This window comes from Pseudomonas sp. PA15(2017) (assembly GCF_001945395.1).
Classification (GTDB): Bacteria; Pseudomonadota; Gammaproteobacteria; order Pseudomonadales; family Pseudomonadaceae; genus Aquipseudomonas.
On the sequence record NZ_MSXV01000058.1, the window covers coordinates 487802 to 501441 of the forward strand.

Consider the following 13640-nt stretch of genomic DNA (forward strand, 5'->3'; position numbering starts at 1 on the left):
ATAGGGTTTGAAAAACAGCCAATTGCATTCGCAATTGAAGGTGCGATGTTAGCACCCGTCAAGGCAGGTTCCTATTGTCCGATAAATGGATCAGGGCGTTGCCAGTCGCCGCCTGCCGAGGCGATTGAGCCATAGCGATGCCAGGATGATCGCGCCGCCCAGGGCCAGACGCGGCAGGTCGGCGTCGCGGTTCCAGATCAGCAGGTTCACCACCAGGCCGGCCGGCACGTGCAGCTCGTTCATCACTGCCAGGGTGCCGGCATCGACCTTGACGCTGCCCTTGACCCACCAGAACAGCCCCAGCGCCGTGGCGAACAGCCCCATCCACAGCAGGATGCCCCACTGCAGCGCAGTGCTCGGCAGCTTGTCCGGGTTGCCGAACAGCAGGAACGAGGGCAGCACCAGCACCAGCGCCCCGAGGAAGAAGTGCCCGAAGAAGCGGTGCAGCGGCTGCTCGGTCGGGTAACGCATCAGCAACTGGCGGCACAGCACCTGGCCGGCGGCGAAGGTCAGGTTGGCCAGTTGCAGCAGCAGGAAGCCGATCAGGTACTCGCCTTCCAGGCGCTCGAAGCGGATCACCACGCCGCCGCCGACCGCCACCAGCGCGGCGACCAGCGCCCAGGGGCTGAAACGCCGCGCCAGGGCATCGTCGAGCAGGGTCACGTAGATCGGCGTGAGTACGGTGAACAGCAGCACCTCGGGTACCGTCAGCACCTGGAAACTGCGGTACAGGCACAGGTAGGTGACGCCGAACTGCAGCGCCCCGGCCAGCCAGAAACCGGCCAGCAACCGCCGCGGCAGGCCGCGCCAGAGCGTAAAGGGCAGGAACACCAGCGCCGCCACCGCCACCCGCGCCAGCACGGCGAAGTCGCTGTCCACCCGGCCGGCCAGGTATTCGCCGATCAGGCTGAAGGAAAACGCCCAGAGGACGGTGACGGCGAGCAGGTAAGGCATGGCGCGGGCTCTTGGAAAATCAGCCGCGGATCATACCTTGCCCGAGCCCGGGCGTCAGAGTTCGAAGGTCACCGGCCCACCCGACAAGGTCGACAGATCCAGCCGCTGCGCAGCGCCCAGCCAGAACGCGTGGTCGCGGTGATCGACCAGATCATTGCCGGTAATCGGGTGAACCAGCACCACCAGCTCGCCACGGTGGAGCATCAGCCAGGGAATCACTTCGCCGAACAGTTCGGCGCGCAGCGCCAGTTGGCAACTCCACTGCGGGTGCGGGCCGACCCGTTTTTCGTGCATGCGCCCCATCTTCAGCGCGAAGCGGGCGGCGGCCGCTTCGCACAGCGCCCGGGCCTGGCTGATGCTGCTGGCGTCGGAATACACGTGGGCGTGGTAGCCGCGGATTCTGGTTTCGCTCATAGGGCAAGTCTCTTGGGGTCGATACCGCCCGGCCGCTCCGGCAGGGGTTCGCGCTGCAGTTCATCCTGCAGCCAGGCGACGAAGTGTTCCACCAGGCGAATACGCCGTTTGCGCGCTGGCAGCACCACGTAATAGCCGAAGCGCGAGGTGGCCGAGCGCGAGTCGAGCCGTACCAGCAGGCCCTGACCGATCAGCTCGTCGACCAGATGCCGCCAGCCGATGGCCACGCCGCGCCCGGCGATGGCCGCCTGGATCAGCAGCGTGTAGTTGTCGAAACGCAGGCTGCCGGGGCTGGGCATCTCGGCGATGCCCAGGGCGCGGAACAGGCCGCTCCAGTCGAACCAGCGCGAGCGGCTTTCCGGGCGCAGGTGCAGCAAGGGCAGGCGCGCCAGCAGCTCACCCGCAGAGGGCTCGACATCCTTGAGCAGCAGCGGGCTGCAGACGGCGAACACCTCCTCGCTGAACAGCAGGTGCTGCTCGCCGTGCTTGAAGCGCCCGTCACCAAAGGAGATGGCCACGTCGATCTCCGCCGGCAGGCTGGCCAGGTCGCGCTCGCTGGTGATCAGGCTGACGTCCACGTCCGGGTAACGCTGGTGGAAACGCTGCAGGCGCGGCATCAGCCAGTAGGCGGCAAAGGCGAAATCGGTCGCCACCTGCAACACCTCATGTTGCTGGCGGCCGGCAACCGCCGCCAGCCCGGCATCCATGGCCGCCAGGCCCTCTTGCACCGGGAGCAGCAAGGCCTCGCCGGCATCGGTCAGCACGATTCCGCGGTAAACGCGGTCGAACAGGCGGGTCGCCAATTGCGCCTCCAGCCGTTTGATCTGTTGGCTGACTGCCGGCTGGGTGCTGCCGAGCTCCGCTGCAGCGGCGGTAAAACTCAGATGGCGCGCCGCCGATTCGAACACCCGCAGCGTATCGAGCGATATGCCCTCAAGCGCCTCAAACATAAGCGCTGCTTATCCGAGCCATGTGCTGCATCCGGGTTTACCCTTGTTCATCGAGCCTTGATCATCGGCTGATCAATTTCGCATAAAACAACGATATGGAATACGCCGCCATGAAACGCCCCAACATTCTCTTCATCATGGCCGACCAGATGGCCGCACCGCTGCTGCCGCTGCACGACGCCAACTCGCCGATCAAGGTGCCAAACCTGCAGCGTCTGGCCGCCGAGGGCGTGCTGTTCGACTCCGCCTACTGCAACAGCCCGCTGTGCGCGCCGTCGCGCTTCACCCTGGTCAGCGGCCAGCTACCCAGCCAGATCGGCGCCTATGACAACGCCGCTGACTTCCCTGCCGACGTGCCGACTTACGCCCATTACCTGCGCCGCCTCGGTTACCGCACGGCACTGTCCGGCAAGATGCACTTCTGCGGTCCGGACCAGCTGCACGGCTACGAAGAACGCCTGACCAGCGACATCTATCCCGCCGACTATGGCTGGGCAGTGAACTGGGACGAGCCCGAGGTGCGTGCCAGCTGGTACCACAACATGTCCTCGGTGCTGCAGGCTGGCCCCTGCGTGCGCACCAATCAGCTCGACTTCGATGAAGAGGTGGTGTTCAAGGCCCAGCAGTACCTCTACGACCACGTGCGGGTGACGCCCGACCAGCCGTTCTGCCTGACCGTGTCGATGACCCACCCCCACGACCCGTACACCATCCCCGAGGAATACTGGAATCGCTACAGCGATGACAACATCCCCCTGCCCCGTCAGGTGATCGACCAGGCCGAACAGGACCCGCATTCCCAGCGCCTGCTCAAGGTCATCGACCTGTGGGACAAGCCGTTGCCCGAGCACAAGATCCGCGACGCACGACGCGCCTACTTCGGCGCCTGCAGCTACATCGACGACAACATCGGCAAGCTGCTCAAGACCCTGAAGGACTGCAAGCTGGCCGACGACACCATCATCGTGTTCTCCGGCGACCACGGCGACATGCTTGGCGAGCGCGGCCTCTGGTACAAGATGCACTGGTTTGAGATGGCCGCCCGGGTGCCGCTGCTGGTGCATGCGCCAGCACGTTTCGCGGCGCATCGGGTAAAGCAATCGGTGTCCACCGTCGACCTTTTGCCGACCCTGGTGGAACTGGCCGGCGGCCAGGTCGATACCGGCCTGGCTCTGGACGGCCGCTCGTTGCTGCCGCACCTGCAGGGCAACGGTGGCCATGACGAAGTGCTCGGCGAGTACATGGCCGAAGGCACCACCAGCCCGCTGATGATGATTCGCCGCGGCGAATGGAAATTCGTCTACAGCGAAGAAGATCCGTTGCTGCTGTTCAACGTCGCCAACGACCCCCAGGAGCGCGAGAACCTGGCTGCCTCGGCGGATCATCGCGAGCAGGTCACCGCCTTTCTCGCCGAGGCGCGCAGCCGCTGGGACATGGCCGCCATCCATGGCGCCACCCTGGCCAGCCAGCGCCGGCGCCGCCTGGTTGCCGAGGCGCTGACCAAGGGCCGCCTGAAGAGCTGGGACCACCAGCCGATGGTCGATGCCAGCGAGCAATACATGCGCAACCACATCGACCTCGACGATCTGGAGCGCCGTGCCCGCTTTCCCCAACCGTGACGGCACGCGCCGGGGGCCAAAAAGCGGGAACCTGGCGCGCTCGCTTGCGTCGCATAGCCTGCCCAACAGAAAACCAGCATAAGGACAGAGGCATGAAAACATTCAAGAAAGCCGTCGCGGGCAGCCTGCTCCTGGCCGTTACCCTGGCCAGCCAGGCCCACGCCGAAGACGCCAGCTGCGCCACGGTGACGCTCGGCGATCCGGGCTGGAGCGACATCGCCGTGACCAATGGCATCGCCAGCCTGGTGCTCGATGGCCTGGGCTATGACGTGAAGACCCAGACCCTGGGCGTACCGATCATCTTCGCCGGCCTGCAAAAGGGCCAGGTGGACCTGTTCCTCGGCAACTGGATGCCGGCACAGCAGGCCAACTACGACAAGTTCGTCGCCAATGGGGCTGTGGATAAAGTCGCCGAGAACCTCAGCGGCACCGAGTACACCCTGGCGGTGCCGACCTACGCCTACGACGCCGGCGTGAAGACCTTCGCCGACCTGGAAAAGCACGCCGACAAGTTCGGCCGCAAGATCTACGGCATCGCCTCCGGCGCCCCGGCCAACGAGTCGATCAAGGAAATCATCGCCGCCAACGAGTTCGGTTTGAAGGACTGGAAGTTGGTCGAATCCAGCGAGCAGGCCATGCTGGTACAGGTCGGGCGGGCGGTGAAGCGCGACGAGTTCGTGGCGTTTCTGGGCTGGACCCCGCACCCGATGAACGTGCAGTACGACATGAAATACCTCAAGGGCGGCGAGAAGTATTTCGGCGAAAGCGGCAGCGTCAACACCCTGGCCCGCAAGGGCTACGCGGCGCAGTGTCCGAACGTCGGCAAACTGCTCGGCAACCTGAAGTTCACCCAGGACATGGAGAACGCCATCATGGACCAGGTGCTGAGCAAGCAGGCCAGCAACGACCAGGCCGTGAAGAACTGGCTCAAAGCCAACCCCGAGGTGCTGAACGGCTGGCTCGACGGCGTGACCACCCGCGAGGGCGGCGACGCGCTGGCGGCGGTGAAGGCCAAGTTGTAGGCCTGGTTGCGGAAGTCAAACGTGGGAGCGCGCGGGGACGCCTAGTTCATGCGCGCGAAATCGCGGGCATGGCCCGCTCCCACAGGTATGGGCTTGCCTGCAGCTTGTAGGATGGGTCGGGCCGCTAGGTGAAACCCACCCTACAAACTGACTGCGGTGATCGAATGTGGGAGCAGGCGGGGTACGCCTAGTAGACACGTCCTGCAACCACACTCGTAGGGTGGGCTTCAGCCCACCAAATCGAAGGCGCACTCTAGGTCCTCGAGCAATAATCACGGACACCTCTGCTACCCTGCCCACCACCCGAACCACTTAACGAAAAACCGCATGCGCCTACCCAGCCGTTACAGCCTGTTGCCCTTCCTGCTCTGGTGGCCGACCGTCACCCGGCGCAGCCTGGGTACGGACCTGTTGGTCGGGCTGAGCGGCGCCATCCTCGCCCTGCCACAATCGATCGCCTACGCGCTGATCGCCGGGCTGCCCGCCGAGTACGGCCTCTACGCGGCCATCGTGCCGGTGATCATCGCCTGCCTGTGGGGTTCTTCGTGGCACCTGATCGGTGGGCCGACGGCAGCGATTTCCATCGTCCTGTTCACCAGCGTCAGCCCCATGGCCAGGCCGGGCAGCGACGAATTCGTCGCCCTGGTGCTGGTGCTGACCTTTCTCGCCGGGCTGTTCCAGTGGCTGCTCGGGCTGCTGCGCTTCGGCAACCTGGTCAACTTCGTCTCACCATCGGTGATCCTCGGCTTCACCCTGGGCGCGGCGCTGGTGATCGCCCTTGGCCAGTTACCGAACCTGCTGGGCCTGGAACTGGACAGCCAGCGCACGGCTGTGGCGACCCTGCTCGACCTCGGCCAACATCTGCATCAGGCCGACTGGCACGCCTTGCTGGTAGCGGCCTTCACTCTGGTGGTCAGCCTGCTCTGTCGGCGCCTGTGGCCACGCCTGCCGGCACTGCTGATCGGCGTAGTGGCTGGCAGCCTGCTGGTCGCCGCCCTGCCCAATTTTTTCGCCGGCATCCGCCTGGTCGATGCCTTCGAGGGCTCGCTGCCGCCGCTTACCCTGCTGCATGTCGAGGTCAACAGCCTGCTCGGGTTGCTGCCCGCGGCCATCGCCTGCGGCATGCTTGGGCTGGTCACCAGCCTGTCCATTGCCCGCTCCCTGGCCGCCCGCTCCCAGCAACTGCTGGATGCCAACCAGGAAGTGCGCGCCCAGGGCCTGTCCAACCTCATCGGGCCATGGTTCTCCGGCTCGCTGTCAGCCGGTTCCTTCACCCGCTCGGCGCTTAACCTGCAGGCCGGTGCCACCTCGCCGATGGCCGGGGTGTTCTCGGCGCTGCTGGTAGCCATGTTCGCGCTGTTCTGCGCGGGGCTGATCGCCCATATCGCCCTGCCCAGCATGGGCGCGGCGATCCTGCTGATCTGCTGGGGGTTGGTGGACGTCGAGGGCGTGCGCGCGTTGTTGCGGGTCAGCCGCGCCGAGTTCGTGGTGATGCTGCTGACCCTGCTCGCCACCCTGGTGCTGGAACTGCAGACCGCCATCTACGCCGGCGTGCTGGCTTCACTGTTCTTCTACCTCAAGCGCACCTCGCAGCCGCGCTTCAAATACACCCGCGACGGCGACGACGAACTGCTGCGCCTGGAAGGCTCGATCTTCTTCGGCGCCTGCCACTACGTGCAACAGGTGCTGCAGCTCAGCCGTGGCGAACGGGTGGTGGTGGATGCCCGGCACATCAACTTCATCGATTACGCCGGCGTGGAGATGCTTCATCTGGAAGCGCGCCGCCTGCAGGCGCAGAACCGCCAGCTGGTACTGCGCCACGCCCGCCCCCACGTGATCGAGGAGATCCAGAAACTCGAAGGCGCCACCTGCCCGGTGCAGTTCGAGGAGTGAGCCAGTAGCCGCCCGTAGCCTGGCGTTGAGCGTAGCGAAACCCAGGAATCCCCGGGCGTCGCTACGCTCGACCTGGGCTACCGCCAGCCGTGTCGACGAAAGTAACATCCCACCAGCAGCAAGGCCGCCAGCCCGAGTGCCCCGGCACACACGAACAACCCGTCATACCCCAGCGCCTTGGCCAGCACACCGCTGGCCGCACCGACGAAGCCGCCAAGCAGAATCTGCGTGGACGCCTGCAGGGTGAAGTCCGCACCTTCGTGGCCGCGGCGGCACTGGCGCATCATCGCAGCGAACAAGGCGACTGTGGATAAGCCGTCAGCCGCCTGCTCGATCAGGGTCAAGGCATACACCAGCGACGCATCGCCGCCACGGCTGACCAGCAGCGCCAACGCGGCGAGGCTCAGCGCCTGCAAGGTGCCGAAGATCAGTAGAGCACGTAGCACGCCAAGACGCGCATAGAGCAGGCCGCCCAACAGCGCCCCGCCGATGCCGACCAGGCTGCTGACCAGGATCAGTTGCCCCAGCTCGGCGTTGCTCCAGCCCTGGTCGACCAGCATCGGCTTGATCATCGGCGAGCCCAGGGCGTCGCCGAGCTTGAAGGTCAGCACCACCGCCAGCCACAGGCCCATGCCCGGCAGCGCCAGCAGGCCGCGGTAGTGGCGCCATAGCAGGCCAACGCCCATTGGCTCGGCTGCTGTAGCGGCGGGCGGCAGCTGCCGCGCTTCGGCAAAGCGCCACACCGGCAGCAGCATCAGGGCGACCAACAAGGTCAGCGCCAGCAACGACAGGTTCCAGCCGAAGCGGTCGATCACCAGCAACAGGCCGCTACCACTGACGATCATCCCAACCTTGTAGCCGCCCACCTGCAGGCTATTGCCCAGGCCGCGCCAGCGTTCGGGCAACAGGCGTACGGTCAGGCCGTCGGTGGCGATGTCCTGGGTCGCCGCCGCCAGGTTGACCAGCACCAGCAAGCCAAGCAACAGTGGCAGATGGGCGCCGAACAGCGCATCCGGCGAGAACAGCGCCAGGGCTAGCAGGATCGCCACCACCGCGCCCTGCAGCGGCAGAATCCAGCCACGGTGATGGCCCAGGCGCCGCGACGACAGGCGATCCACCCACGGCGCCCATAGCACCTTGAGCAGCCAGGGCAGCGCCAGCAGCTTGAGCAGCCCGATCACCGCCAGATCCACGCCATGCTGGCGCAGCAGCACCGGCAGCGCATGGGCGATCAGCCCGGATGGCAAACCCTGGGCGCAATACAGCGAGGCCAGCAGCACCAGGGTGGCGCCGGCCGGGCGGCGCAAATCGGCAGGATTGGATGACATGGTGGCGTCCGCGAGAGGTCAGCGGCGCAGCATAGCGCAGGCTTGAAAGCGCCAGCAGCCCCAGAATCTTCTCGCGTTTCACGCATGGCCGCGTAGGAGCCAGCTGTTGCACGAGCGCGCCCTGCCGGCGGGTTTGCGGTATCTCCCACATCCATGTGAGGCACACAACTGCGGACTTTGACGGGCCAATAAGCGGGACAGACCCTGTCATACTTCGCAAACAACTCGATACCCGAAAGCGCTGGAGCTGACGAACGCCGACAAGGCGTTTCGGTCTACTCGCCTATCACCTTCCCATGCCTCTGCGCCGCCTGTGAGCGATGCGCAGCGCGCGCCACGTTAGTAACCTCCGCGGAGAGCCATGGCTACTTCACTCGTCCATACCCTGCGTCGTCGCTGGCTGAGCGTCGGCCTGCTGCTGTGCCTGGCCGTCGGCCTGCCGGTCGGCTGCGCCAAGCTCGAAGAAAAGGAGCGCGAGCTGGTGTTCCGCATCGAGCCGGGCACCGCCAGCTGGTTCCACGGCCTGCCTGCCGGCGTGAAAGACATGACCCTCAGCGTGCCGGAGTTCGGCGACAACCAGAACATCCACGCCTGGTGGTGGCCGGCGCGCCGGGCCGACGCGCCAACCCTCTTGTACCTGCACGGCTCGCGCTGGAACCTGACCGGCCAGCTGTTTCGCATCGAGCAACTGCACGCCATGGGCTTCTCGGTGCTGGCCATCGACTACCGCGGTTTCGGCGAAAGCCGCGGCGAGCTGCCGTCCGAGCGCACCCTCTACGAAGACGCCGAGATCGCCTGGCAGCGCCTCACCGAACTGCAGCCGGATCCTGCCAAGCGCTTCATCTACGGACATTCCCTGGGCGGCGCGGTGGCGGTCAACCTGGCCGACTCCCTGGGCCGTGATCGCCATACACCGCCGCTGGCCGGGCTGATCATCGAGTCGACCTTCACCAACCTGGCCGATGCCGCCACCGAGGTCGCGTCCGAATACACCTCGCTGCCGGTACGCTGGCTGCTGTCGCAGAAGTTCGACTCCCTGAGCAAGATCGGCGACATCAAGGTACCCGTGTTGATCGCCCACGGCACCGGCGACCGCTACGTGCCGGCGCGCTTCAGCGAAAGCCTTTACCAGGCCGCCAACCAGCCCAAGCGTCTGCTGCTGATCGACGGCGGCAACCACAACAACAGCATGCGTACCGGCAGCCGCGAATACCGCGAGGCGATTCGTACGCTGTTTTCCCAGCAGATGATCGGCAAGGGCTGACTTCACCCAGCCCAGGGGAGGCCACCAAGGCACAGGCGCAGGCTGCCGATGTTCGGATGCCGCCCATCAACGCGCTGACCAGTGTGGCAATCTTTTCGGTCGACTGCTGGGTACGCGACGCCAAGCCCCGTCCTTTGTCAGCGACCACCGCGAACCCGCGACCGTGCTCGCCGGCACGCGCCGCTTTGATGGCCGCATTGAGGGCGAGCAGATTGGTCTGCTCGGCCAGCGCGCGAATCACGTCGACCAGCACGGATTTTCCGCTCTCACGCCTGAGTTTTCGGCGGCGAACGCATCACGGTTAATCGACGCTCTTTTCTGTTGCAGCTAGACAGGCACCTGGAGTAAATTCGCTTAATGTTACGTTATATCATTTCACATTCATTCTCATCTCACTCCAATCGACTCACGCCAGGCAAGCCATAGAGAACGTGCGGGCGCCAAAGGAGGGTATCCATGCCCAAGTCAAACGTTAAGAAAAATCAGGCCGCGACGTGCGCGGCTGACTATCGCTACTCAGGCACATTGGTAGCGGCGGCGCTCCTGTCGGGGCTCGTCAGCACAACGGTGAATGCCCAAGATGACAAATCTGCAGGCTCGCTGACGCTGGACGCCTTTACGGTCTCGGCGCCGCCTCTGAACAACGCGTTCGAGGTCAATGTGGGTGGCTTCGGCGCCAAAGATAAAATGGACATACCGCTGGCGATCCAAAGCTACGACGCCCGTAGCATTGCCGATCTGTCCCCGCGTACCGTGCGCGAGGTGCTCGCCTCGGATCCATCGGTACTCAACGCCTCCTACGGTGGCGGATTCGACAACTTCCGCTTGCGCGGCTTTGCCATGGACAACTTCAACACCATACGCCGAGATGGCATGGCGCTGGCTCCGCACTACGACGTGCCGATGGAACTCGTCGAGCGAGTGGATGTGCTCAAAGGGCCCTCTGGCTTTCTATACGGTTTCAACTCACCCGGCGGCACGATCAACTACATCCCCAAACGGCCGACGCTCGAACCCTTTACGACCGTGGCCCTGCAAGGGAGTGACCTGCGTAACCGTTACGTGGCCGTGGACACCAGCAATACCCTGGCCGATGGCGCAGTGGGTTACCGCTTGAACACTGGCTATGAAAAGACGGGGAACTTCAATCATTTCGGAGACCTCGAGCGCAAGTTCATCGGGTTGGCTACCGACTTCCGGATCAGCGAGCGTGCGTTGCTGCAACTCAATGCGGACTGGAACTGGAAGGAAAACATGTCTGATCCGCTGTTGCGTGCCGACCAGACACAACGTGCCGACGCACTGAATCCATCGAGCTATGTACTGCCACCGAAAATCGACCGGCGCGATGCCCTGGCCCCCTCATGGTACCGGCATAAAACCGAGGCCTATAACCTGGAAGCCAAGTTCGACTACAGCGTGAGCGATGACTGGACCTCCATCACCCAGGCCAATTACTCTCGGGTCGACCGCCACGGCGGTTATGCGGATCTGTTCGACATCCAGCCTAATGGCGACATCGGGCATGCAGGCCTGTATCAGTCGCGTGGGGAAGAGTTCAGTACCTGGGCCCTGCAGTCTTATCTGGCCGGTAAGCTTGCGACCGGCACGTTAGGCCATGACCTGTTCGTCGGAGCCGCCTACCGACAGTTCCGGGACAAGAGCCCGTTCTGGGACGACATCCAGAGCGAGGAGGGGATCAGTGTTGGTGACATTTCGGTAGGCAATATCCGCAATCCCGTGCAGCCACCCCGGTGGCACTTCGGCCCCAAGAACGATATCGACTTCAGGTCACGCATCGAAGAACGCTCGGTCTTCGCCAGTGACCTGATCAGCCTCACCGATCAATTCCAGGTGCTGCTGGGCGGCCGCTACATCTGGTACAGGGCTCGCAATCTGTCAGCCACGGCAGAGCCTCAGAGCGAGAATGTTTTCGTCCCCACGGGTGCGCTGATCTATCGCCCGATGGAGAGCGTCATGACCTATGTCAGCTACTCTCGCGGTTTTGAAAAAGGCGACTACTCCTCGCAAACCGTCACCAATCCCAACCAACCGACCAATGCCATCGAATCCAGGCAATACGAGATCGGCATGAAGGTCGATATCAGCCAGCGCTTCGAGGCGGGCGTGGCAGTGTTCGACATCAAGCGCGATGCCAGCTACGTGAACAATTCGAATACCTTTGTCAGCGACGGTCAATTCCGCCATCGCGGCGTCGAGTTGAATGGCAGTGCAAAGATCACCCGCGAGCTGACATTGCTCGGCAACGTGGCCTACCTGGACACCGAACTCAAAGACGTTGTCGACGATACCACCCGAGGCAAACGCAGCCAGGGCGTACCCCGCTGGAAAAGCTCGTTGGGTGCTCGCTATGCCTTCGAGCAGGTTCAGGGGCTTTCCGTGGATACCATGCTCAACTATGTCGGCAGCCGGCCGGTGGATGCCCAGAACAGTGGTTTCATTCCAAGTTACACGCTGTGGGACGCCGGCATCAGCTATGACTTCATGCTGCGCGACACCCCCACAACTGTGCGCCTTCATGGCAAGAACCTCACCAACAAGTACTACTACCTAGGCGCCTTGGACGGGGGGCTGGAGGTAGGCCGGGAGCGGGAAATCTTTCTAACGACGCGCTTCTCGTTCTAACGACGGTGAAACAAGGGCGGGCCGCCGCAGTGCACCGCCTCGACATTTCCAACGCCAAGCAGCATCCATCCCACACGCCACTCCGGTGGCTGAGCGGCCTGCGCTCAGCCACCGGAAATGGCCGAGAGGCGACGATGAACTCCACTACCGCTCAAGAGGCCGCCGCTGTCCTTGCGGACAACCTTTCCCCGGCTTTCGAGCTGCGCTCGCACCAGCATCCTCTGGTAGCGCAGCTGCTGAAACGCCACAGCGCAGAACTGAGCAAACTGGTTCGCGGCCTGGGCTCGCCGTTGCACGTCGTGCTGCCGCAGATTTTCACTGAGAATGTCTGCCGCTTGAAAAAGGCTTTTACCGATACGGGGCTGAGCGGCGACATACTGTTTGCCAAGAAAGCGAACAAAGCCGACTGCTTCGCGAGAGCCTGTGCCCAACAGGGTATTGGTATAGACGTGGCCAGCAGTGGCGAGCTGGGCAAAGCGCTGGCCGCCGGCGTGCTCGGTAAACACATCGGCATCTCCGGCCCGGAAAAGCCCAGTCGACTGCTCACCGAAGCCCTCTATCACCAGTGCCTGATTGCCATTGACTCTGTCGAGGAACTCGTACGCCTGACGTCGCTGGCGAATGTGATCAACTGCAATGCACGCATCCTATTACGTAGAAAAACCAGTAATCAGGCCAACAGCCGGTTCGGCCTCGATACCAAGGCGCTGGCGCAAGCCCTCGACTTCTGCCAGGCCCATCGGCAGGCACTGACGCTGGAAGGCTTCTCGTTCCACCTTGGCGGTTACTCGCTTGAGGAACGAGCACGCTGCGCCAGTGAAGCCATGGATCTGTGCTTGCAGGTGCAGAAGCAAGGCATCGCGACCTGCCGACGCGTCAATATCGGCGGTGGCCTTCCCGTTCAATACGTGGCGCCTCGGCAATGGCAGGCGTTCCTGCGTCAGGACGCTCCCGAGCACTATCACGCCGCCAAAACCTTCGGCGAGTTCTATCCCTACGGCGGCCTTGCCCAGAGTGGCCAGAGCCTGGTTGACCTGCTGGCCTGCGCTGTCGACAGCGGCGTCAGCCTGGCGGACAAGGCACGCCGCCACGGTATCGGCCTCATCGTCGAACCCGGCCGTGCCCTGCTCGACCAGGCGGGAATGTCGTTCTTTCAAGTGCTCGGCGTCAAACAGCGCGAGGCCGCTCAGGACTACGCGCTGGTGACGGTGCAGGGCAGCAGCCTCAGCCTATCGGAGCAGTGGTTCAACAGCGAATTCTTACCTGACCCAATCCTGCTCGACAGTGACGATCAGGCTCATTGCCAGGCGGTGTTTCAGGCCTGTATTGGCGCCTCTACCTGCCTTGAGTGCGACATGTTGACCTGGCGAAAGATCGGTTTCCCACGAGTGCTTCGCCCTGGTGATCAGCTGGTGTACCTCAATACCGCGGGCTACCAGATGGATTCCAACGAGTCCCCCTTCCATGAAGCGGAACTGCCAAAGAAAGTCGTGGTGGATCTCGATGCCGATTTGGAACTGCAGTGGCGGCTGGATGGTGTGTGAGCTTTT

10 protein-coding genes and 1 pseudogene are annotated in these 13640 nt (G+C 63.8%); 6 read left to right on the forward strand and 5 right to left on the reverse strand.

Annotated elements, in window-relative coordinates; translation table 11 throughout:
• Positions 1-90 precede the first annotated feature (90 nt).
• Genes BVH03_RS23965 through BVH03_RS23975 form a run of 3 tightly spaced genes read right to left on the reverse strand, consistent with a single transcriptional unit; the run spans position 91 to position 2318 of the window.
• Positions 91-954 carry a carboxylate/amino acid/amine transporter gene (locus BVH03_RS23965; protein WP_075963510.1) on the reverse strand — a complete coding sequence of 288 codons (864 nt, stop codon included), beginning with the start codon at positions 952-954 and terminating at the stop codon, positions 91-93.
• Between the two features lie 54 nt (positions 955-1008).
• Positions 1009-1368: a DOPA 4,5-dioxygenase family protein gene (locus tag BVH03_RS23970; RefSeq protein WP_075963511.1), complete on the reverse strand. Its 360-nt coding sequence runs from the start codon at positions 1366-1368 to the stop codon at positions 1009-1011.
• Positions 1365-2318 (reverse strand): LysR substrate-binding domain-containing protein, encoded by a 954-nt coding sequence (locus BVH03_RS23975; RefSeq protein WP_075963512.1) that lies wholly within the window; start codon positions 2316-2318, stop codon positions 1365-1367. Before BVH03_RS23975 ends, BVH03_RS23970 begins: the two co-directional genes overlap by 4 nt.
• A gap of 110 nt (positions 2319-2428) precedes the next feature.
• Between BVH03_RS23975 and betC the strand changes: the two genes are divergently transcribed.
• The 3 genes from betC to BVH03_RS23990 all read left to right on the forward strand — a co-directional run bounded on the left by betC (position 2429) and on the right by BVH03_RS23990 (position 6852).
• Positions 2429-3937 carry a choline-sulfatase gene (gene betC, locus BVH03_RS23980; protein WP_075963513.1) on the forward strand — a complete coding sequence of 503 codons (1509 nt, stop codon included), beginning with the start codon at positions 2429-2431 and terminating at the stop codon, positions 3935-3937.
• Positions 3938-4029: 92 nt separating this feature from the next.
• Positions 4030-4959: a choline ABC transporter substrate-binding protein gene (gene choX, locus BVH03_RS23985; RefSeq protein WP_075963514.1), complete on the forward strand. Its 930-nt coding sequence runs from the start codon at positions 4030-4032 to the stop codon at positions 4957-4959.
• 327 nt (positions 4960-5286) lie between these two features.
• Complete coding sequence (locus BVH03_RS23990) at positions 5287-6852, forward strand: SulP family inorganic anion transporter (protein ID WP_075963515.1); 1566 nt, start codon at positions 5287-5289, stop codon at positions 6850-6852.
• A 77-nt stretch (positions 6853-6929) separates the two neighbouring features.
• On the opposite strand, the gene BVH03_RS23995 is transcribed toward BVH03_RS23990, so the two are convergent.
• Positions 6930-8180: an MFS transporter gene (locus BVH03_RS23995; RefSeq protein WP_075963516.1), complete on the reverse strand. Its 1251-nt coding sequence runs from the start codon at positions 8178-8180 to the stop codon at positions 6930-6932.
• Between the two features lie 361 nt (positions 8181-8541).
• Between BVH03_RS23995 and BVH03_RS24000 the strand changes: the two genes are divergently transcribed.
• Positions 8542-9444, forward strand: a complete 903-nt coding sequence (locus BVH03_RS24000) for an alpha/beta hydrolase (RefSeq protein ID WP_075963517.1) — start codon at positions 8542-8544, stop codon at positions 9442-9444.
• Between the two features lie 52 nt (positions 9445-9496).
• On the opposite strand, the pseudogene BVH03_RS24005 reads toward BVH03_RS24000, so the two are convergent.
• Positions 9497-9700, reverse strand: a pseudogene (locus tag BVH03_RS24005) (methyl-accepting chemotaxis protein); the annotation flags it as partial.
• Between the two features lie 200 nt (positions 9701-9900).
• Between BVH03_RS24005 and BVH03_RS24010 the strand changes: the two are divergent.
• Together BVH03_RS24010 and BVH03_RS24015 are read left to right on the forward strand one after the other, a co-directional pair.
• Positions 9901-12090 carry a TonB-dependent siderophore receptor gene (locus BVH03_RS24010; protein WP_075963518.1) on the forward strand — a complete coding sequence of 730 codons (2190 nt, stop codon included), beginning with the start codon at positions 9901-9903 and terminating at the stop codon, positions 12088-12090.
• 134 nt (positions 12091-12224) lie between these two features.
• Positions 12225-13634 carry an alanine racemase gene (locus BVH03_RS24015; RefSeq protein ID WP_083640152.1) on the forward strand — a complete coding sequence of 470 codons (1410 nt, stop codon included), beginning with the start codon at positions 12225-12227 and terminating at the stop codon, positions 13632-13634.
• Positions 13635-13640 lie beyond the last annotated feature (6 nt).